This window comes from Ginsengibacter hankyongi, from assembly GCF_008710285.1.
Taxonomy (GTDB): domain Bacteria; phylum Bacteroidota; class Bacteroidia; order Chitinophagales; family Chitinophagaceae; genus Ginsengibacter; species Ginsengibacter hankyongi.
Map to the genome: position 1 here is coordinate 155437 of NZ_VYQF01000002.1, position 25207 is coordinate 180643.

The window sequence follows — 25207 nt, forward strand, 5'->3', positions numbered from 1 at the left end:
ATATACTGTGCATAGCTTTAGCTTAATCTTAAATTGCGTCCAACTGGTTACATAATTAAACGCTGAAAGGTTGACGGTTTAAAATTAGATGTAAATAAATGATGATTCCTTAAAACAACCCAAATAATTGCGAGTCGATTTTATTGATAATGATTCCAAGGTCTTCTTCTTTTTCAGCAAACTTATTAGTGTCTGCATCAATTATTAACAATGGACCTTCGTTGTAACTGCTAATCCATTTGTTATAAAATTCATTCAGCTTTTTAAGATAATCCAAGCGAATATTTTCTTCATATTCACGGCCTCTTTTCTGTATTTGAGCTACCAATGTAGGAACTGAGGCATTCAGGTAAATTAAAAGGTCCGGCGGCTTCACCATCGATTTAAGTGTTTCAAAAAAAGTATAATAATTGCTAAAATCTCTTTTGGTCATCAGTCCCATATCATGAAGGTTGGGAGCGAAAATATTAGCATCTTCGTAAATAGTCCTGTCCTGTATAACGGTCTCGGTACCACGCTGAATTTCGAGAAGTTGGTTGAGCCTGCTGTTTAAAAAAAATACCTGCAGGTTAAAGCTCCACCGCGGCATGTCTTCATAAAAATCGTTCAGGTAGGGATTATGATCTACGTCTTCAAATTGTGGAATCCACTTGTAGTGCTTACTCAATAATTCAGTCAGCGTCGTTTTCCCTGCACCGATGTTTCCGGCAACTGCAATATGTTTTGGTTTTTTTGTTTTTGCCATTTCCCTGTTCAGATTTAAGATTTTTTACCTTCGGATTGCGGGCTGATTTTTTTGACTGGTTTACGAATTGTTTAAAAGTAATATAAATTTAATAATAATTAAGGCCCATAGCATTTCTTACCAATTTCATTGTTGTTTCCGCGTTGGCAATTGCTTTTTCCGCGCCCTGCTTCATTATTTTTTGTAAATATTTTTCATCCTGCAGAATGCTGTTTATTTTTTTCTGGATGGGCGAAATAAAATTTACCATATCTTCTGCCAATTGTTTTTTCATATCGCCATAGCGGATGGAACAATCATTATATTTTTCTTCGAAATGCTTTACGGTTTCTTCATTGCTCACTAATTTCATCAGTAAAAATAAATTTTCAATGTAATCAGGCTTTGGAGAATTTGGTTGGGTAGGACCGCTATCTGTCTTGGCTTTCATTACTTTTTTCCGGATGTCGTCATCTTCATCGGAAAGGTATAATGTTGCCAGTTTATTTTCACTCTTGCTCATTTTGCCGCCTCCATCCAATGAAGGCACTTTTACTAATTTATCATTAAAATTATAAGCAACCGGTTCAGGAAAAACTTCTCCATAGCGGTGATTAAACCGGTTTACATAGGTTCTCGCAATTTCCAAATGTTGCTCCTGGTCTTTGCCAACCGGCACGTACCTGGCGCGATGAATTAAAATATCTGCAGCCATCAATACGGGGTAAGTAAGCAATCCGGCATTAATATTATCAGGATGTTGGCGGACTTTATCTTTAAACGTGGCCGTTTTTTCCAACTCTCCTTTATAAGCAAGCATATTTAAATAAAGATATAATTCCCCGGTTTGATAAACATGGCTCTGGCAATATAAGGCAACTTTTTCAGGATCGAGGCCACAGGCAATATTTTCGGCCAAAACCCTATGTACATTGCTTTTTAATCCCTTTGTATCAGGGTGCGTAGTTAAAGAATGAAGATCGGCGACCATGAAATAACACTCAAAATTATCCTGCATTTTTACATAATTGCGGATGGCTCCAAAATAATTTCCGAGGTGCAAAAAGCCGGTAGGCCTTATTCCGCTCATAACAATCTGCCTGCCTGCAGACAAGTTTTCTTTCTTCTTTTCCATAAGACGGCGAAGATAAGAAAGTTGAATTCTATTATAACCGCTTTGCCAGTTGTCAATTATCAATCATCAATTATTAATTGATAATTATATTTGCCTGATGAATGTAAATGACGAACTGGTTGATAAATTGGCCAACCTGGCCCGGCTCGAATTTAATGAGCAGGAAAAAGAAGATATAAAAAAAGATCTGCAGCAAATGATTGGCTTTATTGATAAACTGAATGAGCTGGATACCACCGGCGTAGAACCTTTGCTGCACATGAGTGAGAATATAAATATTTTAAGGGAAGATGAAGTAAGCGGAATGATAAGCAGGGAAGATGCTTTTAAAAATGCGCCTTTGCACGATGAGCAATTTTTTAAAGTTCCCAAAGTAATAAAGAATAATTAGCCAATAAGCCCATGTAATAATTAACTGATATGCAAATTGAAATTGCTATATTGTTATAAATTAAGCTAACAAAATCTTGTACAAACAGATACGATGAATTCAATTATAGAACTGGACAACATACAAAAAAGCTACTTCATGGGTAAGATGGAGCTAAAAGTGTTGAAAGGAATTTCACTGGAAATATTTAAAAATGAATATGTGGCTTTAATGGGTCCCAGCGGAAGTGGAAAATCTACCTTAATGAATTTGCTGGGCTGCCTGGATTCACCTACGGCCGGTCGTTATATTCTTAATGGCAAAGATGTAAGCAAAATGCCTGATGATGATCTTGCCGAAGTTCGTAATAAAGAAATTGGTTTTGTATTTCAACAATTTAATTTATTGCCAAGACTTACTGCGGCAGAAAATGTTGCCTTGCCTTTGGTATACAACGGTTCGTCTAAAAAAGCCAGGACGGAACTTTCACTTGAAATGCTTAATAGGGTTGGCTTAAGCGACCGAAGCCATCATAAACCCAATGAATTGTCGGGTGGCCAGAACCAACGCGTTGCTATTGCAAGAGCATTGGTAAATAATCCTTCTATAATATTGGCAGATGAACCAACAGGAAATCTTGACTCAAAAACTTCAGTTGAAATTATGAATATTTTTAGCAAGATTCAATCTGAAGGAAATACGGTGATACTCGTAACGCACGAGGAAGATATTGCCAAGTTTGCTCATCGCATAATAAGATTAAAAGATGGACTTATTGAAAGCGATAATCTTCATATAGAGTCAATGGCAACGCTCTAACTCTTCCCTATTCAATGAAATTTTATGTCTCAAAAAATATACACAAAAACCGGGGATAAAGGAAAGACAAGCCTTATCGGAGGCACAAAAATTTTAAAAAGCGATCTGCGCATAGAAACGTATGGCACAATAGATGAATTGAATTCATGGATAGGCTATATCAGTGATGCCATAAATGATTTTAGCGCCAATCATATTTTAAAAGAAATACAGGACAGGCTTTTCACTATCGGTTCGTCATTGGCTTGTGATCCGCAAAAAGAAACCAAATTAATCATCCCGGATTTGCACGAGACAGACATTACCTTACTCGAAAAAGAAATCGACACCATGAATGAAACACTTCCGGAAATGAAACATTTTATTTTACCGGGAGGACATTCTTCAGCGTCTATCACTCACATTGCCAGATCTGTTTGCCGCCGGGCCGAAAGATATTGTGTGAACTTAGCGACACATGATGGCCATGTAGATCCTTTAATAATAAAATATCTAAACAGGTTAAGCGACTATCTTTTTGTGCTGGCAAGATATGTTTGCCATTTACATAATGTGCCTGAAATTGTGTGGAAACCACGCATTAGCACTGCGAAAAAAAAATAGAATCTTTACCGGTGCTCTGCCTCAAAACATCTTTCCATCTTTCATATGCAATATACGGTCACTCATTTGCGCCAGTTCTTCATTATGAGTAACAATTAAAAAAGTCTGCTGAAATCGGTTACGCAAATCAATGAATAAATTATGTAACTCTTTTGCATTAGCAGAATCCAGATTGCCCGTTGGCTCATCTGCCATTACAATAGAAGGATTATTAATGAGCGCCCTGGCAACCGCTACTCTCTGTTGCTCCCCGCCCGAAAGCTCGCCGGGCTTATGTTCTGAACGATCTTTCAAACCCAACAATTCTAAAAGTGGTAGGGCCTTTTCCTGCACCTCTTTGGTTTTTCGCCCGGCAATCCATCCCGGAATACACACGTTTTCGAGTGCAGTAAATTCTGGCAATAAATGGTGAAATTGAAAAACAAAACCAATATGCTTATTGCGGAAGGCCGCTAATTTTTTACCGTTTAATTTGAAAACGGGCGTATTGTCAAGGTAAATTTCACCTTTATCAGCTACATCAAGTGTACCCAATATATGTAGCAAAGTACTTTTCCCTGCTCCGGAAGATCCTGCAATGCTCACGATTTCTCCTTTCGAAATTTCAATATCCACTCCCTTTAATACTTGTAATGAGCCGTAATTTTTAAATATTCCAGTAGCTTTTAGCATATTTAAATGTATAGGTTTAAATAGAATTTGAGAAGCGTAAAAATAATTAAAAGCATCCATGCATCCCTTTGAGAAAATTATTCATCCATTAGTAACAACAATTTAAAAAAACAATATTTGGTAATCCCGATATAACTTTTACTTTTGCGGAAAATTGATATCCCCGAATTATTAATTTATTAGATAAAAAGAAAAATATGTTTTGGACTTTAGAACTTGCCTCCCATCTTGAAGACGCGCCGTGGCCCGCAACAAAAGACGAATTGATTGATTATTCTATCCGTAGTGGCGCTCCGATTGAAGTAGTTGAAAACCTGCAGGAGTTGGAAGATGAAGGTGGGGAAATTTATGAAGGCCTCGAAGACATTTGGCCCGATTATCCCAGCCAGGAAGATTTCTTTTTTAATGAAGATGAATATTGATAATTTACGTTAACGTATTTTTCAGATAGAAGAGCCGTTCGGAAAACCGAACGGTTTTTTATTTTAGGAATGCCTTACTTGCTTGTAACCAATAAAATGGTAAATTGAGGTAACAAATTAAAAGCGGTGGAATGGATAATTATTTTAACATCAATTGTATTAATCTTTTTGATTTCTCAATACCTGAAAAAATTAATTGGACCTAAACTCAAACCTACCACTAAACTTTTTCTATCTTTTACCTGGTTTATTTGCTTTATAACTTTGATAATTACCACCGATTTGAGAAAAAATAATTTTACTCAACCCGAGTTATTTGTACTGATTACTTTTTCAATAGGATATTTAATTTATTTTTATTTTAGGTATAAAAAATTGAAAGGTTCAACAAACGACAATTGAACAATAAACAATTAATCTATCATTTCTCCATTTGCTCAATTACACTTTGAGTAACGCCGGTAAATGAAAATCCTCCATCGTGAAAAAGATTTTGCATGGTGACATATTTAGTAAGATCGCTAAAAAGTGTAACTATATAATTAGCACAATCATCCGCTGTAGCATTTCCTAACGGGCTCATTTTCTCAGCATAATTTATAAATCCGTCAAAACCTTTTACGCCACTTCCGGCAGTTGTCCGAGTTGGAGATTGGGAAACTGTATTTACTCTTACATGTTTTTTTAATGCATAATGATAACCAAAACTGCGGGTAATGCTTTCCAATAATGCTTTGGCATCAGCCATTTCACTATAGTCGGGAAATACTCTTTGAGCAGCGATATACGTGAGCGCAACAACACTTCCCCACTCATTTATAGCATCCTCTTTCATAGCAGTTGCCAGTAGACGATGCAAACTTGTTGCCGATATATCCAATGTTTTTTGATTGAATCCATAATCAATTTCGGTATAAGACTTACCTTTTCTCATATTCAAACTCATACCCACCGAATGCAAAATAAAATCCATTCCACCGCCGAAGTGTTCTTTTGATTTAGTAATTAGGTTAAGCATATCATCATTACTAGTAACGTCGCACGGAATTACAATTGCGTTGATAGCTTCGGCAAGCTTATTAATTTCTCCCAGTCTCATGGCAACAGGCGCATTCGTTAATATGATTTCTGCTCCTTCTTCATGACAACGAATTGCAGTTTTCCACGCTAGTGATTTTTCATCGAGTGCTCCGAAAATAATTCCCTTCTTTCCTTTGAGTAAATTGTATGACATGTTTAATTGGTTAATTGGTTTATCAGTTTATTCGTGTGATTAGTGCAGGTAAAAATAAGATACTTAATGTTTAAAGAAAAAATTTCTGCACTCGCTAAAAAAAAATCCAAGAAATAAAATAATGAGAAATACCGATGCAAAAGATAAAAGCAAAAGCAATAAAAATGCGCCCATGTTTCTATGCACTTTAATTTTTGATTTTAAAAAGTTTACCACAAAATAAGCAAGATACATTGCAGCAATAACAATTAATAAAACCAATATTTTTTTGAAGAAGATCATTCAATTGAATTAATTGCCAATCATTTCCCGGGCATTCTCAAATGCAGCGGCAGTAGGCTTTTCACCGCTTAACATTTTTGCAATGGTGGTTATTCTTTCATCCCCATTTAACTGGCGGATGGACGTAATTATCTTATCCTTCACAATTTCTTTATACACAAAAAAATGAGTTTCTGCTTTAGCAGCAATTTGTGGTTGATGCGTGATTGAAATTACCTGGTGCGCATCTGAAAGTTCTTTCATAATAATACCAACCTGCCTTGCCGCTTCGCCACTGATTCCGCTATCTATTTCATCAAAAATTAAAACAGGTAATTGAACACTTTTTGCAACCAACGATTTTATACTAAGCATCAGCCGGCTTAATTCGCCCCCGCTTGCCACTTTGCGTAAAGGTTCAAATCTTTGATTATTATTTTCAATACCCGAAGGCATATTTGCATTAAATAAAAATTCGATGTTATTGATTCCAAAAAGATTTAGGTTATTAGCATTTTGAATATCTACTTTCAATTTTGCATTGGGCATACCTACCTGCTTAAGAAGTTGATTTACTTTTTCCTCAAATGGCTTTAATTGCTTCTGTCTTTTTAAAGAAATTTTTTCAGCAATTTTCAGGGCTTCATTATAAAGTTCTGCTGATTGTTTTTCTCTTTGTAAAATATCATCTTTCAGATTAGTTACCTTATCAAGCTGTGCTTCAAGTTCATTTTTTATATCAAGTAATTGCGCCGTGGTTGTTACCCCATGTTTTTTTAAAAGCTTGTAACCCGCTGCCATACGCTCATTCAAAAGACTTATTTTTTCAACATCATAAATTACTGATTCGTTGATACTGCTGACTTCAGACGCTATATCCTGCATTTCAATTTGCACTGACTGTAATCTTTTAGTTAATGGTTCTATATTATGGTGATAACTTTCGAGGCCTTGTAATTTATGGCTGATAGCTTTTATGTTTTGGACAATTGGCTGTTCACTTTCTTCCAGTTCAAAATATATTGATGAAAGAATTTCTTTAATATTTTCAGCATTACTGATCAGCTTAATTTCTGCATCAATATCTTCAATTTCATTTTCTGAAAAATTTGCTTCTTCCAGTTCATCAAATAAAAATTTATTATAATCAAATTCTTTGTTGGCAGCAGCCTGTTCGTTCTTAAGTGTTTCAAGTTCTTTTAAAACATTCCGGTAGTTTTTATAAACAGATTGATATTGTTCAATATCTTTCGTATTTCCTGCAAGTGCATCAATTACTTCTCTTTGAAAATCATTGTTACCCAAATCCTGCGTATCAAATTGCTGATGCAGGTCAACAAGCAATGAAGACAATTGCTTCAGTTCGTTCAATGTTACGGGCGTGTCATTAATAAAAGCCCGGGATTTACCATTAACCGCCAATTCACGACGTATTACCAATTCCTCATCACAATCCAATTCGTTATTCAGCAAAAATTCTTTAACGGGTGCATGATTGGTTTTAAATATGCCTTCTATAAAACATTTTTTTTCTTTATCGGCCAACACTAATGTATCGGCCCTTTCTCCTAAAATAAGATTCAAAGCGCCCATTAAAATGCTTTTACCCGCGCCTGTTTCACCCGTAATAATATTAAGATGAGAAGAAAAATTAATTTCGATCGAATCGATTATTGCGTAATTCTGTATGTGTAATTGCTGAAGCATTTTGAAAAGGGAAATTACATTAATAATAATTTACTGTAGCAATCTTAATATTACAGCTTAATCATAAAATTTTACCAACCCAAAAATATAGGAAATAAAAAAGGGCGCAAAAGCGCCCTCCAGGTTTTTTATATCAACCAATGATTTATTTTATTTCTACTGCATCGTTCAATTCATCATCAACGAGAATTCTTCCACAGTTTTCACAAACGATAATTTTCTTTCTTTGCTTAATATCGCTTTGCTTTTGTGGAGGAATAGCATTAAAACATCCACCGCAGGAATCCCTTTCAACGGGCACTACAGCCAGGCCGTTGCGATAATTTTTACGTATCCTGTCGTAGCTTGCCAATAATCTTTCATCCACATGTTCTCTTGCTGCAGCAGCCTGCTTGTTATAATTTTTTTCTTCCTTATCAGTTTCAGCAATAATCTTTTCCAGTTCGCCTTTTTTCCCTTTCAGGTTGGTTTCTTTAGTAGCAACTGCTTTTTTAGCAAGTTCGAGTTGCTTGGCTTTTTCTGCTATATCTTCTGTTGCATCTTTAATATGCTTTTCTGCAAGTTTTACTTCCAGCGTTTGCATTTCTATTTCCTTATTAACGGCCTCAAATTCACGGTTATTTTTTACGTTATCGCTTTGCTTCTCATACTTTTTAATGAGTTCCTGCGCATCTTTAATAAGTGTTTTTTTATCTTCAATAAACTGCTGAATGCCATTCATTTCTTCTTCAATCCGGTTTTGCCTTGCATTGAGGCCCGCAATTTCGTCTTCAAGATCACTAACCTCAATCGGTAATTCTCCTTTTAGAATCTGGATTCCGTCAAGTTTACTATCAATCTTTTGCAGTTTTACAAGAGAGGATAATTTTTCTTCTACAGAATAATCTTTTACTTGTGACATATATTTTAAATGATTTTTATTATTTAAGAAGCTAAAACAATTGTCCTTTAAAAGAAATAATGTACAGGATTTGTCTTAGTTTCTGTTTTTAGGACGGCAAAGTTAGGGAATTTTTGCCGTATAATGTCAGCTAAAAGGTCAATTGTGAACTGCTCGCTTTCATAATGCCCTATATCAGCCAATAAAATAGTACTATCAGCGTCAAAAAATTCATGATATTTTACATCAGAAGTGATGTAAACATCCACTCCCGCTGCTTTTGCTGCGGGAATCAAAAAACTGCCTGCGCCACCACAGACCGCAACTTTTGTAATTTTTTTGCCGGGTAATGTAGTATGGCGAACTACAGAAAGCCCGAACCTCGTTTTTAAAAGAGAAAGTAAATCCTGCCCGGAAACTGGTTCCTTGAAATTGCCCACCAGGCCGCTACCTACGTCATTTCGATGATTGCTTAACGGGTAAATATCAAAAGCAACCTCTTCGTAAGGATGAGATTTCTTTAAAGACTGAATTATTTGTTCCTGAAGGTAAGAGGGAAAAATAACCTCGATTCTTGTTTCATTTTCACTATGCCTTCTACCAATGTCCCCTACATAAGGCTCAGCCTCGTCCCCGGCTTTAAAGGTTCCCATTCCCTCAATATTATAACTACATTCACTGTACTTGCCAATCGTTCCTGCACCTGCAGTAAACAATGCATTTCTTATTTCTTCGGCATTTGCATTTGGAGAAAATGTAACCAGCTTTTTTAGCGTATTTTCTTTGGGTGAAAGAACTTCAACATTTTGAAGATTTAATTTTTGAGCGATCGTATAATTCACTCCATTTATAACATTATCGAGATTTGTATGAATAGCATAAATACCAATATTATTTTTTATAGCAGCGATAACTGAACGCTCCACATAATTTTTTCCGTTAAGCTTCTTTAATCCTTTAAAAATTATCGGGTGATGAGCCACGATGAGGTTGCATTTTTTTGATACGGCTTCCGCAATTACCTCTTCAGTTACATCTAGCGTTGTAATAATACCTTCGCAATCATCATTCGCACTTCCAATAATAAGTCCGGCATTATCATAACCTTCCTGCAAGCTAACCGGTGCTAAGTCCTCAAGGCATTTAATTACTTCAGCTATTTTCATTAAATTTTTTTGCAAAGATATAAAACTGCTTTGGCACAATGCCGGCTTTGGCTAGAGTGATAAACACTATTACAAAATGAGCAGAAACTAAATACTACTGCCTGTACATATTTAAAGCCACCGGAGCGCTTGAGCCCCAGGGAGCGAGTTTCATCGTGGGAAGATTTTTACTGGTGAAGCGCCATTTCCTGGTTAAAAAAACAAATTCCGATGGGGGATTAGGCAAAGTAATTACCAACTGGCTGTAATCGCTGTTACAGCTCCAGGACCCGGTGTAAACAACACCTCCTTTAGTCGCTTGTAAAGGCCCGTGGTATAAGTCGGTTTTTAAGAGTACAAAGACATCGCCGCTATAAGTTGATGTGATATCGTTACTACTATCTTTTGCAAGGCTCACCACAAAATTCCTGTTAAGTACATTAGTTTCGAAATATTGTTCTAACAGCGGATTATTGGATGCATCAGTAAATTTTTTGCAGGAAATGCCAAGCAACATAAAACATAGGATAAAAAAAGAAAAATATTTTCCCATAATCAAAGTTTTTAAGGTTTTCTTTCTTTATAACTACAATATAAGAATTTAATTAGTGTTATATAATTTTAAAAACGAAAATCAACAATAAATAGTATTAAGAAACATTTTAAATAAGCGGGCGATCACGTTACATTTCAATTTTCATATCTTCATCGCTACGAAAATTATATGATTTTTTATCGAAAATATTTCATCTTCATTTTATTGCTCGTGTTTTCTTCAAAAAGCTTTGCACAGGTTTTTGGAGGAAGTCCGGCTTCAATTAAATGGAAACAAATAAACTCTTCAACTGCAAGAATCATTTTTCCCGAAGGGCTTGATACTACCGCCGAAAGAATTAGTAATACGATTTCCTTCATAAATGGCCCGATGCAAAATACCATTGGTAAGAAATCAAAAAAAATTAACCTGGTCCTTCAAAATCAAACAACAATTTCTAATGCTTATGTGGGCCTTGCTCCTTTCCGTAGCGAATTTTTTCTTACTCCGTTACAAAATAGTTTCGAATTAGGAAGCCTTCCATGGGCCGACCAACTTACGATTCACGAATACAGGCATGTTCAGCAATACAATAATTTTAATGTAGGTCTTTCAAAAGTTATGTACGATATTTTTGGAGAAGAAGGCCAGGCACTGGCGAACAACGCAACGATACCTAACTGGTTTTTTGAAGGTGATGCTGTTTATAATGAAACAAATGTAAGCAGGCAGGGACGTGGAAGTCTGCCCTTTTTCTACAATGGTTACAGAGCTTTATGGCATGAAGGAAAAAATTATAGCTGGATGAAATTAAGGAATGGATCCTTCAAAGATTTTGTTCCCAATCATTATCCACTTGGGTTTTTATTGGTTGCTTATGGAAGGCAAAAATATGGTGATAAATTTTGGGAAAATGTAACACATGATGCTGCATCTCTCAAAGGTCTTTTTTATCCTTTTCAAAAAGCAATAAAAAAATATTCAGGAGTTAATTATGTTACTTTTAGAAATGATGCGCTTAATTTTTTTAGAAAACAATTTAACCTTGAAAATATAAATCCGGTAAGAAGCACCCGCAGGGAACCTTATAAAGATGAAGAATACCCGGCATACATTGGAAACGATTCTTTAATTTATGTAAAAAGCAGTTACAATCAAGTACCCGAATTTATAATCCGCACCGCAGGTAAAGAACACAAGGTAAAGATTAGAGATTATTCAATCGATAACCATTTCAGTTACAGGAATGGAAAAATTATTTTTGCAACTTACCGGCCGGATATTAGATGGGGATACAGGGATTACAGCGATTTACGGATTATTGATGTAACTAGCGGGAAAGAACAAACGCTTACGAACCGCACAAAATATTTTTCTCCCGATATTAGTGAAGATGGAAAAAAAGTAATTGCTGTGGACGAATCTTCCGATACAAAATGCACTTTGAAATTATTAGATGCTGCAACCGGAAAAGTTACCCAATCCATCGCTAACCCTGATCAACTCTTTTATACTTACCCAAAATTTTATACGGATAAAAAAATTATTTCGGCCGTAAGAAATCCGGAAGGTAAAATGTCGATTGCCGTTATCGATATTGATGATGGGGAATCCAGCTACCTTACTCCTTTTTCCTATAACGTTATAGGCTTTCCATATTTATTTAACGACACGCTTTATTTTTCTTATTCTTATCAAAAAAATGATGAACTGTTTGCCTACACATTTTCGGATAATAAATTATGGAAGATAAAGCATGAACAGGATACCGGATTTGGGAAATATGAACCTTCCGTAAACGCTGAAAATATAATATGGACCGCCTTTACCGCAGAAGGATACCGGTTAAAAGAAGTTTCAAAAAAAAATCTGGAATTTAAAGAAATGAAACCCGGTTACCTGGATAAAAATACTTCCAGCTTTGGTATAACCACATTACAAAAAACCAATTCCAATTTATTATATAGCGTCCCTAACGATACATTTTCATTTACAAAATATCCTAAAGCATTTAAGCTTTTTAATTTTCACAGTATTGAGCCTTCTGCAAACGATCCTGTTTATTCCTTAAATCTGTTAAGCGAAAATATTCTCAACACCTTACAATCACAATTTTCATTCACTTATGATCGAGCCGAAAAATACAAAGAAATAGGTTTTAGCGGAACCTATGGCGGCTTTTTCCCTTTTCTATCCGCCGGTATAAATTATAGTTTTGAGCGACGCACATTCTATCATGGAAACGCTGTTACCTTCAATGAACTCGAGCCGTTTGCAGGATTCAACATTCCTTTAAATTTCAGTAAAGGACGCTCATTCACCTTTCTAAATTTTGGGTCGCAATACGTTTTTAATCAAACCAATTATAGAGACGCCTATAAAGATACACTGGGTAAAATTTCTTATGGCTACAGTAGTAATTTTATATCCTTTTCTCACCAAATTCAACAGGCGGTCCAACAGATCTATCCACGTTTTGCTCAAACACTAAATATTAATTACAAAGCACCCGTATCAAAATACAAAGGTTATCAATTTATGGCCAATGGCAATTTGTACTTTCCGGGCTTTTTAAAAACACATAGTATTTTGTTGAACGGAGCTTATCTTAAAAAAGATTCGATCGGTGAAATAAGTTTCTCCAGCGGATTTCCATTTTCACGTGGATACAGCTCAATAAATTTATATGAAATGTATAAATGGGGAGCTAATTATAGTTTCCCATTACTTTATCCGGATGCGGGATTTGCAAATATTATTTACCTGCTTCGGGTACGGTCCAATTTGTTTTTTGATGATACCGAGGTGCACGATTTCTATAACAATGGCAATAAGTTTTCTGCAAGTTTCAGATCGGCCGGTGCTGAAATTTATTTTGACACCAAATGGTGGGATGAAGCATCAATAACTATCGGTTTAAGATATAGCAGGCTACTCGATAATGATTTATTTGGCGGAGGTGGAAGAAACCGCTTTGAAGTAATCTTGCCTGTTAATATTTTCAACCAGTAACCTGTTTAACGTTCAAAATCATTTTTCTTATGGCACGATTTTTATTAATTTACAGCCTTGTTATTTATTGAAAAGTATTTGTTATGGGCAATTCATGTCATTCTAAAAAAGAAAGAAAAAAAGGTAAGAGCGCTTTTTATTTTTTTGCCGTGGCTGCAATTACCGCTGCAGCATGTGTAATTATTATAATGGAAGGAAAGCGTATAAAAATTGAAAACGAATTGCTTGCTTACGAAGTATGGTAAGTGTTTCGGAGGCGTTTGCTTTATCCATTTTATAAGGTTTATTAATTTTTGATTATAAATCTCTCGTAGCACCAGATATTTTTCTGGCCGCAATTAATTCCTTAAAAATTTATGTTTTTGACCATTTAATTTAACCAGATGAAAATTGAAATCGGCTCAATTGCCCCTGATTTTTCCCTGTATAGTTCAGAAAAACAACTTGTATCATTAGAAAATTACAGAGGCAAAAATGTAGTCTTATTATTTTTTCCTTTAGCCTTTACCGGAGTTTGCACAAAAGAGCTTTGTAATGTGAGAGATAACATCAGCCTTTATGATAACAGCAATGCAAATGTATTGGCTATATCTGTCGATTCGCCTCAAACATTGGCGAAGTTTAAAGAGGATCAGAAACTTAATTTCCCGCTGCTCAGCGATTTTAATAAAGTTGTTTCGGAAAAGTACGGATGTCTTTATGATACTTTTACCATGGGTATGAAAGGAGTAAGTAAACGAAGTGCCTTTGTAATTGATACGAAAGGTGAAATACAATATGCTGAAGTGCTCGAAAATGCTGGAGAAGAACCAAATTACCGCGCAGTAACAGATTGCCTGTCTAAACTTAAGTAGCTGTTTTTCAACTGCTAAAAAGAATATTTCATATAATTTTTTGAGCGATTACAATTTAGGCTCCAATCTTACGTTTTACTTTGACAAAACATCCATTAGTTTGTTATAATTGAAAAGGGTGTTTTGATCCTATAATAAAAGTTGTAACTTTAATCCAAATATCAAATTAAGTATTTGAAAAGAATTTTTTACATATTTATTTTTATTGCGGGTTTTCACTTCAGCAGCACTGCGCAGGTTAAATCAACCTTCATTAATGATGATGGCGTACAGACAGTTAAATTTTATCCAAACCCCGCAGCAAGCTTCATAAACTTTGAATTTAAAAAGGATTACGATAAGTCTTATACCCTGGCTATTTACAACTTTATAGGTAAGAAGATGACCGAGTTGAAACCCTCAGAACAAAAAATTACAGTTCCTCTCACTGAATATTACCGTGGTGTTTATATTTTCCAGGTACGTGATGTGAAGGGAAATATTGTAGAATCCGGGAAGTTCCAGGTTGTAAAATAATTTTTCTCTCTTTTACAATTTCAATTTTACAAAGTTTTCAATATCAAAAATTGCAGGATTAATTTCCACGTTCGCTTTTAAATCATGATACTTTTCAACCTGTATTAATTTATTATTGATATAAAAATATACGAGTGTTTCAGTAAAGCCGCTATCTAATTTTACATGGTTTTCAAACAGCGCTTCTTCTTTTGTATTGTTTACATATTTAAGCAATCTAACGGGGTTTAAATTTTCCTTCTCAATCCATATTTGATTTACTGAATCCTGGTTTTTATCTGCGCCAATAACATATACAGCCACTCCTTTCCATATATTCTCATGAAATTTATTAAGGTCATATCCAAAGGAGTTCATTTTTGCCAATACACTATCAAACGGATAAAAATACATTCCGCCTAATAAAAATAAAAGATCATCATCATTGGGTCGAACACTTGTTCTTTCTGAATTTCTAAATAAATAAGATGAATCATTTTTAAAAATTACGGCATTACCACTGCCAGGATTTCCAAAATCAATCCGGAAATCATTAGGAAATTTTATATTCTCATACCACGTTTCTGTCCGCTTCAGGCTATCGTTGTGGTAGATTTCAGTTGTTTGATTGAATGAGAAAGTTTTGTACCATTTCCCTGCATACTTATCGTGCATTTTTTTTAAAACTTCCCGGCTACCTTGAGGATAATTAAATGATGTTGCAATAAATATTATTACAATTAAAGTAAATAGTTTTTTCACAAAAGCAATTTTTGTAAACAAAAGTTAGATAAAAATAATAACAAAAATTGCTGTCTTAAATAAAGGGTATAGTATTTATATAAATGGCTGTAATAAATCTTTTCGTCTCATTTATCGGGATTACCTTTATCGCCTTCATCAACTACAAGGCTGGCGCCGCCGTCACGAAGAATTTGCTCCATATTCCGGTCGTTATCTATTATGCCTTTCGCTTCAAGCATTCTCATATCTTTAGCGTCCCTCAAAAATTCGGAAGCAAAAATGAATTCATTTAATTTTTCATGTTTACTGAAAATGATATCTTTCTTAGTGCCCTCCCACTCTTTTTTTCCTTCGTATAGATATAGAATATTTTCACCTATTTCCATTACGCTATTCATGTCGTGCGTATTAATAACTGTTGTAATATTATTTTCTTTGGTTATTTCATGAATCAATTTATCAATAACCATCGAAGTTTGAGGATCGAGGCCGGAATTGGGTTCATCACAAAATAAATATTTTGGTTTCAATACAATAGCCCGTGCAATCCCTACTCTTTTTTTCATACCGCCGCTTATTTCAGCAGGGAATTTGTTATTGGTATCTTTCAGGTTTACCCTGTCCAGTACATCATTCACTCTTTCCATTTTTTTTGCGTGGCTCCAGTTAGTAAACATATCCAACGGGAATTTTACATTTCGTTGAACAGTCATACTATCAAAAAGAGCTGAGCCCTGGAAGAGCATTCCAATCTGCTGCCGTAATTCTTTTCGCTCCTCTTCCTGCATGTTCGTTAAGCTTTTACCATCAAAAATTATTTCACCTTTGTCTACTTCAAAAAGACCCACCATACATTTTTGCAAAACAGTTTTACCACTTCCGCTGGTTCCTATAATAAGATTAGTTTTACCCGTTTCCATTACTGCACTCACATTAGTGAGAATTTCTTTTTCACCAAACCCTTTACTCACATTTTTAATTTCTATCATAATTAAAGTAAAAGCATTTATTTATTTTATAACATTGAATATTTTAATATTTAATCCTAACGATAAAGCGTACCTGACAATTTTTTATCAACTGCAGTGCAACCAGGTTTCTTCAAATGATTCCTTATAATAAGAAAAAAGCAAGTATATAATCTGCAAATAAAATAAGAATACAGCTTGTAATTACCGCCGTCGTACTGGCTCGCCCAATTTCCAAAGCACCGCCTTTTACATGATAACCGTAAAACGAAGAAACGCTGCTGATTATAAACGCAAAAGTATACGCCTTACTAAGGCCGAACCACACATTTTTAGAAACGAAATTTTGAATCAGTCCCCTGTCATAAATATCTGTTGAAAGAATTCCTCCAAGGCTACCGGCCAATCTTCCCCCGTAAATTCCTAATACCATTGCGAGTATTACCAATAAAGGAATAGTAATAAGTGCAGCAAGAATTTTTGGCAAGACCAGGTACGATTTGGTATTAATGCCCATTATTTCAAGAGCATCAATTTGTTCGCTTACTCTCATGTTTCCTAGCTCACCGGCAATTTTACTACCTATAACTCCCGCGAGCACAATACATACCAACGTCGGGGCAAATTCAAGTATAACTGTATCACGAACAATATAAGCAATCGTTTCTTTTGGAAGTATAGGACTGGTAAGCTGGTAGGAAGTTTGAACGGCACTTACAGCACCCATAAAAACAGAAATAACCGCAACTATACCCAGTGAACCCATGCCAATTTCTACAGACTGATGCATGAGCTCTTTCCAGTACATTTTCAAATTTTCGGGCTTTGTAAACATCCCTTTAATCATTAAAATATAGCCCCCGATCGTGGAAAAAAAAGTCATCTTATTTTTAAAATATTTTTAATGAACGTGTTTGAATTCGAACTAAAGTTTTTTTACACTCCGGGTGTTACCTTTTTAAACTTTCTCCATCGCCTTGGTGATGATTCTTCTGCCCCGATTTTATTTTCGCATTTCATTTGTGCATCTACCACGGCAATCAAAACCATATTGAATATACTGCGCACCTGGCTGCCTAATTGAAGGATATGCACCGGCTTACTCAATCCCAATAATACCGGCCCTATGGCATCAAAGCCGCCCACTTCCTGCAAAAGATTATAGGCCACATTACCCGACGCGAGATTGGGGAATATAAGCACATTCACATCGTTATTTACCAGCTCGCTAAACGGATAATTGTCTTTTATTACCTCTTTATTAAATGCAACATTGGCCTGTACTTCTCCATCCACTATAAGTGCCGGATCTTTTTGTTTAACTATTTCTCTTGCCTGCGCTACTAATTTAGCTTCCGGGGAATTGCTGCTACCAAAGTTGGAATAACTTAACATTGCAATTACCGGTGTAATACCAAAGTTTCTTATTTCTTTGGCTACCATCATTGTTATATCGGCTAGTTCTTCAGCCGTCGGATTGAAATTTACGGTAGTATCTGCAAGAAATAGAGGGCCTTTTTTGGTCATGATGATATACATACCGGCCACTTTTTTTGAGCCTTCTTCAAGGCCAATAATTTGTAGAGCCGGCCGGATTGTATCAGGGTAATTTTTTGAAAGGCCGGATATCATCGCGTCTGCTTCACCCGTTTCAACCATCATGCAACCAAAATATAAACGATCCCGCATTATTTTTTTTGACTCATAATAATTAAATCCTTTGCGTTGGCGTTTTGCAAAAAATATTTCCGCGTATTCCGCTCTTTGATCCTCTGCCTCGTCACCCTTGGGGTCTATTATAGGAATGCCGTCGAGGTCAATACCGTTTTCCAGGGCGATGGCGGCTATGTTTTTAGGATCACCTAACAGTATAGGGTATGCGAAACCTTCATCCTGAACAAGCTGTGCTGTTTTTAATATTTTTTGATTTTCTGCTTCTGCAAATACAACCCTCTTCGGGTTTTTTCTTGCTTTATTTCCGATAATTCTCAATAACTGGTTATCTATACCTAACCTTTCATTTAATTTATTTGCGTATTCATTCCAGTCGGTTATCGGTAACCGGGCAATGCCGCTGTCCATAGCAGCTTTAGCAACTGCGGGCGCAACTGTTGAAAGGAGACGGTTATCAAGTGGTTTAGGAATAATATAATTGGGGCCAAAAACTATACTTTTTTCATTGTAGGCAAGAATTACTATATCAGGAACCACAGATTTTGTCAAATCTGCCAAAGCTTTCACAGCTGCAAGTTTCATTGCTTCATTAATCTGCGTGGCTCTAACGTCAAGGGCACCACGAAAAATATAGGGAAAACCCAAAACATTATTAACCTGGTTAGGATAATCACTTCTGCCTGTAGCCATAATAAGATCTTTTCTTACAGCTGTTGCTTTTTCATAAGCAATTTCAGGATCGGGATTAGCCAAAGCGAAAACAATAGGATTCTTAGCCATGCTTTTAACCATTTCAGGAGTTATAACATTTCCTACGCTCAGCCCAATAAATACATCGGCATCTTTCATTGCATCAGCAAGCGTCTGGCTGGAATTGGTTGTTTGAGCAAATCTTTTTTTAGGTTCCTCGAGTCCAGGCCTACCGGCATGTATAACTCCCTTCCTGTCGAACATTACAAAATTAGAAGCCTTAGCTCCCAACGCTTCATAAAGTTGTATGCAAGCCATAGCAGCAGCCCCCGCTCCATTTACCACAAACTTCACCTTATCTATTTTTTTACGCTGAATTTCCAACGCATTCAATAAGGCCGCAGAACTTATAATTGCTGTACCATGTTGGTCGTCGTGCATTACCGGAATCTTCAGCCTTTCCTTTAATTTTTGTTCGATATAAAAACATTCAGGAGCTTTTATATCTTCCAGGTTAATACCGCCAAAAGTTGGTTCTAATGCAGCAACTATTTCTACAAATTTCTCCGGATCTTTTTCATTAATCTCGATATCAAATACATCAATATCTGCAAATATTTTAAATAACACACCCTTACCTTCCATAACAGGTTTTCCTGCTTCGGGCCCTATATCACCTAGTCCCAGAACCGCAGTGCCATTACTTATAACTCCCACTAAATTTCCTTTTGCTGTGTATTGATAAACACTTTCAGGATCATCCTTTATTTCAAGACAGGGAATGGCTACGCCGGGAGAATAAGCAAGAGAAAGATCTCTTTGGGTTTTGGTTGCTTTGGTAGGAATCACTTCTATTTTACCCGGCCTTCCTTTTGAATGATAATCAAGCGCTTCCTGTTTTCGAAATTGTTTTTGCATACTTAATGTTAAAGTGCAGCGATTATACGCCCACTGTTCCTTTTAGTGAAAGTAAAGATACTTAATGTAGTTTATTTAAGTAATTGAAGCTGATGCAGCCAGCCATGCCATAATTCCAATGCCATTCTCAATGGCGGCCTCATCAATATTAAAGGTAGGGGTATGAACACCGGATGTTATTTTCTTTTCAATATTACCAACACCAAGCCTGAAAAAACAGGCCGGTATTTTGTGGGAATAAAAAGCAAAATCTTCTGCGCCCATCCGCATTTCGGTTTCTTCTACATTTTCAATTCCGGCAAAAGCTATCGCATTGCGTTTAGCCGTCATTGTTAGTTGCTCATTATTAATTACAAAAGGATAACCGACATCGATATGCACATCAATTTCTGCGCCGCCCATTTCAGCGGTATTTTTACAGATATTTTTTATAAGTTCATGCGCTTTAAATCGCCATTCTTCATTCATTGCCCTGAACGTTCCAATGAGCTTAACTTCGGCAGGGATAACATTGGTAGTGTTACCGCCTTGTATAGAAGTTATTGATAATACACATGGATTAAAAGGATCATTCTTTCTGCTTACAACCTGTTGAAGATTTACAACGAGCTGAGAAGCCACAAGAATTGTATCAGCCGTTAAATGCGGCGCTGCAGCATGACCACCTTTTCCTTTTATGGTTATATAAATTTCATCGGCGCTCGCCATCACCATTCCGCTGCGAAAGCTTAATTTTCCAACCGGTAATGAAGGATTAACATGTAAGGCAAAAATCGCCTGTGGAGCAGGATTTTCCAAAACACCTTCTTTTATTAAAATGCTGGCTCCGCCCGGATTTTTTTCTTCGCCTGGCTGAAAAATTAATTTAATTGTACCCGACCATTCTTCGTTTAACTCATTTAAAATTTTTGCTGCTCCCAAAAGGCAAGTTGTATGAACATCGTGGCCACATGCGTGCATTACTCCAATTTTTTTGGAGCGGTATTCAACATCATTTAATTCTTTAATAGGTAAAGCATCCATATCCGCTCGCAACGCGATAACTTTTTCATTGGGATTTTTTCCTTTGATGATTCCAACGACTCCGGTAGTTGCCATTACCTTATATTCTATACCCCAGCTTTTTAATTTTTCCTGTACAAATTCAGACGTTTCAAATTCGCTGAAACTCAATTCCGGATGAGCATGCAGGTAATGACGAACATCAATAAATTCATTTGCATATTTTGAAGCCAGTTGTTTTATTTTATCTTGTATCATTCTACATTTTTAAGTTGCACGCATCTTTTATTTCTCCAAAAATAAAAGAGTTTCTGTAATCGAAACTCTTTTTAATAATTTGAACCAGGCGGTGCTTATTGCATATTATCCGGATCAAAGTCTTTATCAGGCTTTACTTCAATTGTTTCAGGAAGATAATAAATGGTAGCCCCGTTCAGCATTTTGCTGATTGCTTTTCTATATGGTTCAGCTTCGTCCTGCGTCCTAAAATTTCCAAATTTTATTTTTATATATGGATTTGCAAACCACATATAAGTTTTCTGCTCAGGATACTTTTGCAGCAATTCTCCTCTTATTTTCATGGCATATACACGATCATTTGTATTTAATACCATAAGCCGGTAACCTTTTGCAATTCTTGACTGAGCTTTTAAAATGGCTGTATTTATATCAGCTTCTTTTCTTGCCAAAATCTCCATTCTATAATCCTGGTGAACCAGCACTTTATTACCCAACGAAGAATCTGTTAATTGAGCGAATGAATAATAACTTAAAAGGGAAAGAAAAAGAAATACGAATGATTGTTTCATAAATTTATGCATAGCATTAGGCAAAAAAGATACTATTTAAATTGGTAAGTACAAATCCCAGACAGAAATTTTCACAATTTGGTTGTAACTAAAATAATTTTTAACGGTTGGCTAATTCTGCGCTTCTTTAACTATCTGAACACTGCTGCTACATCCGAGCCGGTCAGCCCCGGCATCTATCAATTCTTTTGCGAAAGCATAAGTTTTAATCCCGCCGCTGGCTTTAATTTTTACAGAATCAGCAAGATGGGCTCTTATTAGTTTTACGGCGTGAACGCTTGCGCCCTTTTCAGCATAACCGGTAGATGTTTTTACATAATCAACTCCGGCCAAGCCATAAATACCGCAGCATTTTATAATTTCATCATCAGTTAAAATGCCGCTTTCGATAATCACTTTTATAATTTTATTTCTACTTTTTACAATTGGAATAATAGTATTTATTTCATTGGCAATAAAATTCCAGTCATTATTTTTTATGGCTGAAATATTAATTACCATATCCAGTTCATCAGCGCCATCAACCATTGCTAAAACAATTTCTGCAACCTTAGCTTCGATAGCGCTGTAGCCAAATGGAAAGCCAATAACTGTAGCCACTTTCACTTCCAAATCCTTCACTAAATCTTTTGCTTTTGTTACAAATAATGGCGGGATGCAAACCGCTGCAAAGCTATATTGTATTGCTTCAGAACATATTTTTTCAACCTCTGCTAATGTGGTAGTTGGCTTAAGTATAGTATGATCGATATACGAGTTGATGTTCAAATCCTGTTGTTTTTTTGGGCTCTAAAAGTAAATTTTAATTTTTAGATAACGGGTTTTAAAAAGTTATCTTTTGAATTATTAGATACTGGTTGACGATTGACAGTGGGATTCTTTTCAATTTGAAACAATGAAAATATTTGCTTCAATCACCTTTCTCTTTTATTAGCTTTGGAACAAATCCATGCTGGACTCATTTTAGAAAATTTATATTATTAATGAAACAATCTCCTACCATAATAAAAAATAGTAAACGGCTTACAATTGTTTCGATTATTCTTCTAATTATTTTTTCGTTTAAATATAACCAGGATAAGAATTCGTGGATAAGAATTAATCAATTGGGATATACTCCCGGTGGAATAAAAGTAGCGGTATGGGTAAGTAAGAACGCTGAGTTGCCAGGCGATTTTCAATTAATAGATGCTACCAATTCTAAAGTTGTTTTTTCCGCTTCCACGGGCAAATCTTTTGGAAGCTACGGTCCTTTTACGCAATCATTCAGGTTAAATTTTTCACCATATAAAAATCTTGGGAATTATTACCTACAATGCGGTTCAGCCGTTTCACCAAAATTTAAAATTGATAAAAATATTTATGATGGCGCAGCGGATTTTATGTTGCAATACATGCGGCAGCAACGAAGCGGATTCAATCCTTTTTTAAAAGATAGTTGCCATACACATGATGGCTATACCATGTATGGGCCAATGCCGGATAGCACGCACATTGACGTAGTAGGCGGCTGGCATGATGCCTCTGATTATTTGCAATACTCCACTACTTCGGCAAATGCTACCTGGCATTTGCTTGCAGCCTATCGCGATTTCCCTGGTGTGTTTACTGATAAAAAAATAGCCAGCGGCCTGGATGGGAAAAATGGTATTGCAGATGTTTTAGATGAAGCTAAATGGGGCTTGGATTGGTTATTGAAAATGCATCCAAAGCCCGATTGGATGTTTAACCAAATTGCTGATGACCGCGATCATGAAGGAATGCGGATCCCTAAAGAAGATTCGTTTTATGGCAAAGGATATGAGCGCCCTGTTTACTTTATAAATGGCCTGCCACAGCAGCGGGGAAAATTTATGAATCAAACTACGGGCACAAGCTCTACGGCGGCAAAATTTGCAGCTTCCTTTTCATTGGGCGCAATTTTATTTGATAAAACCAATCCGGGTTATGCAAAAAAATTAATAACGCATGCTTACACCTCTATTAATTATGCATTGATAAAACCAGGTGTAACACAAACGGTTTCTGTAAAATCTCCTTACATTTATGCAGAAGATAACTGGACGGATGACATGGAATTAGGGTTTGCATCTTTGGCAAATTCGCAACATTATTTTAAAAATTCAAATCTAAAAAAACTCCTTGATTCTTCTTTTAAATATTCGCAAGGAGAAAAGATAACTCCATGGCTTTATCGCGATACCGCGAATCACTATCAATATTATCCTTTTATAAATCTTGGCCACTACGAGCTTGCCAAACAATTGAGCGGCAGTAAAAAAGATTCACTTATCAGTTATTATAAACAGGGCATAGAAGATGTATGGAGTAAGGCAAAAGAAAATGTTTTTTACAGAGGCGTACCTTTTATCTGGTGCAGTAATAATCTCACTACATCCTTTGTCATCCAATGTTTGTGGTATCGCCTTTTAACGAGGGATAACAGATTTGCTGAATTGGAGCAAGCAAATATTGACTGGCTTTTTGGTTGTAATCCCTGGGGAACAAGCATGGTTTACGGCTTGCCTTCATGGGGCGATACACCTACCGATCCTCATTCTGCATTTACACATTTAAAAAATTATCCGATAAACGGTGGGCTGGTAGATGGGCCGGTCTATACTACGATTTATAAAAATCTAATTGGAATTACGTTACATAACGCTGACGCCTATTCGCAATTTCAAAGTGACCTTGCCGTTTATCATGATGACTTTGGAGACTATAGTACTAATGAACCCACCATGGATGGAACAGCTTCATTAATTTATTTGATGGCAGCAAAAGAAGAGGAAGCTAAAGACAAATCCGCAAAGGATAATAGAATAATTTCTCATAATGGAATAATCCGCGGAGATACAACTTCAAAAAAAATTGCACTGGTTTTTACCGGCGATGAATTTGCCGATGGCGGAAATTTTATTGCAAAAGCTTTGCTGCAACAACATATCAATGGATCTTTTTTTCTAACCGGAAATTTTTATAGAAATCCGAAATTAAAATCGATCGTAAAAAAATTAAAGGACAATGGTAATTATCTTGGTTCTCATTCTGATAAACATTTATTGTATTGCGATTGGATAAAAAGAGACAGCCTGTTGGTGACTCACTTACAATTTACAGAAGATTTGCAAAACGCTTATCATGAATTAAACCAATGGAATATTGATAAAAAAAATGCACATTACTTTTTACCCCCTTACGAATGGTATAACGATTCCATTGCAATATGGGCAAAACAAATGGGTTTGCAATTAGTAGACTTTTCCCCTGAAACCCGCAGCAACGCTGATTATACCTATCCTGAAATGGGCGATAAATATGTAAGCAGCGATGTAATAATGAATTCTATTTTACAATACGAACTTAAATCAACCAACGGTTTAAATGGATTTATTCTACTGGTGCATATCGGCACCGATCCGCGGCGCACCGATAAATTTTATTATCGGTTGCCTGCATTAATACAAGAATTAAAAAAACGTGGATACGATTTTGTGAAAATAAATCAACTGCTTAATTAAAAAAACTGTT

The 25207-nt window shown here is 35.9% G+C and carries 24 protein-coding genes; 9 read left to right on the forward strand and 15 right to left on the reverse strand.

The features are described from left to right. Positions 1-109: 109 nt before the first annotated feature. Together FW778_RS10195 and trpS are read right to left on the reverse strand one after the other, a co-directional pair. Positions 110-745, reverse strand: a complete 636-nt coding sequence (locus FW778_RS10195) for a deoxynucleoside kinase (protein ID WP_150414603.1) — start codon at positions 743-745, stop codon at positions 110-112. 88 nt (positions 746-833) lie between these two features. Further along, positions 834-1922: a tryptophan--tRNA ligase gene (gene trpS / locus FW778_RS10200; protein ID WP_235906194.1), complete on the reverse strand. Its 1089-nt coding sequence runs from the start codon at positions 1920-1922 to the stop codon at positions 834-836. Between the two features lie 34 nt (positions 1923-1956). Here trpS and gatC point away from each other — a divergent pair, with 34 nt between their 5' ends. From gatC to FW778_RS10215, 3 genes are all read left to right on the forward strand, one after another. Continuing rightward, positions 1957-2250 (forward strand): Asp-tRNA(Asn)/Glu-tRNA(Gln) amidotransferase subunit GatC, encoded by a 294-nt coding sequence (gene gatC, locus FW778_RS10205; RefSeq protein ID WP_150414604.1) that lies wholly within the window; start codon positions 1957-1959, stop codon positions 2248-2250. Positions 2251-2343: 93 nt separating this feature from the next. Next, entirely contained in the window at positions 2344-3048 is a 705-nt protein-coding gene (locus FW778_RS10210; protein ID WP_150414605.1) for an ABC transporter ATP-binding protein, read from the forward strand. 24 nt (positions 3049-3072) lie between these two features. Continuing rightward, complete coding sequence (locus FW778_RS10215; protein ID WP_150414606.1) at positions 3073-3651, forward strand: cob(I)yrinic acid a,c-diamide adenosyltransferase; 579 nt, start codon at positions 3073-3075, stop codon at positions 3649-3651. 21 nt (positions 3652-3672) lie between these two features. On the opposite strand, the gene FW778_RS10220 is transcribed toward FW778_RS10215, so the two are convergent. Beyond that, positions 3673-4323, reverse strand: a complete 651-nt coding sequence (locus FW778_RS10220; RefSeq protein WP_150414607.1) for an ABC transporter ATP-binding protein — start codon at positions 4321-4323, stop codon at positions 3673-3675. Positions 4324-4520: 197 nt separating this feature from the next. On the opposite strand from FW778_RS10220, the gene FW778_RS10225 reads away from it, so the two are divergent. Next, positions 4521-4745 (forward strand): DUF2795 domain-containing protein, encoded by a 225-nt coding sequence (locus FW778_RS10225; RefSeq protein WP_150414608.1) that lies wholly within the window; start codon positions 4521-4523, stop codon positions 4743-4745. A 421-nt stretch (positions 4746-5166) separates the two neighbouring features. Here the strand turns inward: FW778_RS10225 and FW778_RS10230 are convergent, their stop codons facing one another. The 5 genes from FW778_RS10230 to FW778_RS10250 form a co-directional block, all read right to left on the reverse strand. Continuing rightward, a complete protein-coding gene (locus FW778_RS10230; protein ID WP_150414609.1) occupies positions 5167-5979 on the reverse strand; it encodes an enoyl-ACP reductase FabI in 813 nt (270 codons plus the stop codon). A gap of 291 nt (positions 5980-6270) precedes the next feature. Continuing rightward, positions 6271-7947 (reverse strand): DNA repair protein RecN, encoded by a 1677-nt coding sequence (gene recN / locus FW778_RS10235; RefSeq protein WP_150414610.1) that lies wholly within the window; start codon positions 7945-7947, stop codon positions 6271-6273. Positions 7948-8092: 145 nt separating this feature from the next. Then, positions 8093-8848, reverse strand: a complete 756-nt coding sequence (locus FW778_RS10240; RefSeq protein ID WP_150414611.1) for a zinc ribbon domain-containing protein — start codon at positions 8846-8848, stop codon at positions 8093-8095. Positions 8849-8895: 47 nt separating this feature from the next. Continuing rightward, positions 8896-9993, reverse strand: a complete 1098-nt coding sequence (locus tag FW778_RS10245) for a Nif3-like dinuclear metal center hexameric protein (RefSeq protein ID WP_150414612.1) — start codon at positions 9991-9993, stop codon at positions 8896-8898. Between the two features lie 94 nt (positions 9994-10087). Next, a complete protein-coding gene (locus tag FW778_RS10250) occupies positions 10088-10525 on the reverse strand; it encodes a hypothetical protein (RefSeq protein ID WP_150414613.1) in 438 nt (145 codons plus the stop codon). A gap of 171 nt (positions 10526-10696) precedes the next feature. On the opposite strand from FW778_RS10250, the gene FW778_RS10255 reads away from it, so the two are divergent. From FW778_RS10255 to FW778_RS10265, 4 genes are all read left to right on the forward strand, one after another. Continuing rightward, positions 10697-13519, forward strand: a complete 2823-nt coding sequence (locus FW778_RS10255) for a TolB family protein (RefSeq protein ID WP_150414614.1) — start codon at positions 10697-10699, stop codon at positions 13517-13519. Between the two features lie 83 nt (positions 13520-13602). Beyond that, positions 13603-13764 (forward strand): hypothetical protein, encoded by a 162-nt coding sequence (locus tag FW778_RS23105; protein WP_202552178.1) that lies wholly within the window; start codon positions 13603-13605, stop codon positions 13762-13764. A 138-nt stretch (positions 13765-13902) separates the two neighbouring features. Continuing rightward, positions 13903-14373 carry a redoxin domain-containing protein gene (locus FW778_RS10260; RefSeq protein WP_150414615.1) on the forward strand — a complete coding sequence of 157 codons (471 nt, stop codon included), beginning with the start codon at positions 13903-13905 and terminating at the stop codon, positions 14371-14373. 174 nt (positions 14374-14547) lie between these two features. Continuing rightward, positions 14548-14889, forward strand: a complete 342-nt coding sequence (locus FW778_RS10265; RefSeq protein WP_202552179.1) for a T9SS type A sorting domain-containing protein — start codon at positions 14548-14550, stop codon at positions 14887-14889. A 12-nt stretch (positions 14890-14901) separates the two neighbouring features. On the opposite strand, the gene FW778_RS10270 is transcribed toward FW778_RS10265, so the two are convergent. The 7 genes from FW778_RS10270 to deoC all read right to left on the reverse strand — a co-directional run bounded on the left by FW778_RS10270 (position 14902) and on the right by deoC (position 22441). Then, on the reverse strand, positions 14902-15630 hold the full coding sequence (locus tag FW778_RS10270; protein WP_150414617.1) for a hypothetical protein: 729 nt from the start codon (positions 15628-15630) through the stop codon (positions 14902-14904). Positions 15631-15737: 107 nt separating this feature from the next. Further along, positions 15738-16601, reverse strand: a complete 864-nt coding sequence (locus FW778_RS10275; protein ID WP_150414618.1) for an ABC transporter ATP-binding protein — start codon at positions 16599-16601, stop codon at positions 15738-15740. Positions 16602-16725: 124 nt separating this feature from the next. After that, positions 16726-17463: an MlaE family ABC transporter permease gene (locus FW778_RS10280; protein WP_150414619.1), complete on the reverse strand. Its 738-nt coding sequence runs from the start codon at positions 17461-17463 to the stop codon at positions 16726-16728. A 53-nt stretch (positions 17464-17516) separates the two neighbouring features. Next, complete coding sequence (locus FW778_RS10285) at positions 17517-19862, reverse strand: NADP-dependent malic enzyme (protein ID WP_150414620.1); 2346 nt, start codon at positions 19860-19862, stop codon at positions 17517-17519. A gap of 75 nt (positions 19863-19937) precedes the next feature. Then, positions 19938-21122 (reverse strand): M20 metallopeptidase family protein, encoded by a 1185-nt coding sequence (locus FW778_RS10290; protein WP_150414621.1) that lies wholly within the window; start codon positions 21120-21122, stop codon positions 19938-19940. A gap of 95 nt (positions 21123-21217) precedes the next feature. Further along, positions 21218-21673, reverse strand: coding sequence for an SPOR domain-containing protein (locus FW778_RS10295; RefSeq protein ID WP_150414622.1), 456 nt, complete (start codon positions 21671-21673; stop codon positions 21218-21220). 111 nt (positions 21674-21784) lie between these two features. Then, on the reverse strand, positions 21785-22441 hold the full coding sequence (gene deoC, locus FW778_RS10300) for a deoxyribose-phosphate aldolase (RefSeq protein WP_150414623.1): 657 nt from the start codon (positions 22439-22441) through the stop codon (positions 21785-21787). Positions 22442-22656: 215 nt separating this feature from the next. Here deoC and FW778_RS10305 point away from each other — a divergent pair, with 215 nt between their 5' ends. Beyond that, the gene (locus FW778_RS10305) at positions 22657-25197 is read left to right on the forward strand and encodes a glycoside hydrolase family 9 protein (RefSeq protein WP_150414624.1); all 2541 of its coding nucleotides are present in this window, start codon (positions 22657-22659) and stop codon (positions 25195-25197) included. Positions 25198-25207 lie beyond the last annotated feature (10 nt).

Excerpts from the sequence above, each read along its gene's own strand:
- FW778_RS10195 (WP_150414603.1), bottom strand. The coding sequence starts at position 745 with ATGGCAAAAACAAAAAAACCAAAACATATTGCAGTTGCCGGAAACATC.
- gatC (WP_150414604.1), top strand. The coding sequence starts at position 1,957 with ATGAATGTAAATGACGAACTGGTTGATAAATTGGCCAACCTGGCCCGG.
- FW778_RS10210 (WP_150414605.1), top strand. The coding sequence starts at position 2,344 with ATGAATTCAATTATAGAACTGGACAACATACAAAAAAGCTACTTCATG.
- FW778_RS10215 (WP_150414606.1), top strand. The coding sequence starts at position 3,073 with ATGTCTCAAAAAATATACACAAAAACCGGGGATAAAGGAAAGACAAGC.
- FW778_RS10220 (WP_150414607.1), bottom strand. The coding sequence starts at position 4,323 with ATGCTAAAAGCTACTGGAATATTTAAAAATTACGGCTCATTACAAGTA.
- FW778_RS10225 (WP_150414608.1), top strand. The coding sequence starts at position 4,521 with ATGTTTTGGACTTTAGAACTTGCCTCCCATCTTGAAGACGCGCCGTGG.
- FW778_RS10230 (WP_150414609.1), bottom strand. The coding sequence starts at position 5,979 with ATGTCATACAATTTACTCAAAGGAAAGAAGGGAATTATTTTCGGAGCA.
- recN (WP_150414610.1), bottom strand. The coding sequence starts at position 7,947 with ATGCTTCAGCAATTACACATACAGAATTACGCAATAATCGATTCGATC.
- FW778_RS10240 (WP_150414611.1), bottom strand. The coding sequence starts at position 8,848 with ATGTCACAAGTAAAAGATTATTCTGTAGAAGAAAAATTATCCTCTCTT.
- FW778_RS10245 (WP_150414612.1), bottom strand. The coding sequence starts at position 9,993 with ATGAAAATAGCTGAAGTAATTAAATGCCTTGAGGACTTAGCACCGGTT.
- FW778_RS10250 (WP_150414613.1), bottom strand. The coding sequence starts at position 10,525 with ATGGGAAAATATTTTTCTTTTTTTATCCTATGTTTTATGTTGCTTGGC.
- FW778_RS10255 (WP_150414614.1), top strand. The coding sequence starts at position 10,697 with ATGATTTTTTATCGAAAATATTTCATCTTCATTTTATTGCTCGTGTTT.
- FW778_RS23105 (WP_202552178.1), top strand. The coding sequence starts at position 13,603 with ATGGGCAATTCATGTCATTCTAAAAAAGAAAGAAAAAAAGGTAAGAGC.
- FW778_RS10260 (WP_150414615.1), top strand. The coding sequence starts at position 13,903 with ATGAAAATTGAAATCGGCTCAATTGCCCCTGATTTTTCCCTGTATAGT.
- FW778_RS10275 (WP_150414618.1), bottom strand. The coding sequence starts at position 16,601 with ATGATAGAAATTAAAAATGTGAGTAAAGGGTTTGGTGAAAAAGAAATT.
- FW778_RS10280 (WP_150414619.1), bottom strand. The coding sequence starts at position 17,463 with ATGACTTTTTTTTCCACGATCGGGGGCTATATTTTAATGATTAAAGGG.
- FW778_RS10285 (WP_150414620.1), bottom strand. The coding sequence starts at position 19,862 with ATGCAAAAACAATTTCGAAAACAGGAAGCGCTTGATTATCATTCAAAA.
- FW778_RS10290 (WP_150414621.1), bottom strand. The coding sequence starts at position 21,122 with ATGATACAAGATAAAATAAAACAACTGGCTTCAAAATATGCAAATGAA.
- FW778_RS10295 (WP_150414622.1), bottom strand. The coding sequence starts at position 21,673 with ATGAAACAATCATTCGTATTTCTTTTTCTTTCCCTTTTAAGTTATTAT.
- FW778_RS10305 (WP_150414624.1), top strand. The coding sequence starts at position 22,657 with ATGAAACAATCTCCTACCATAATAAAAAATAGTAAACGGCTTACAATT.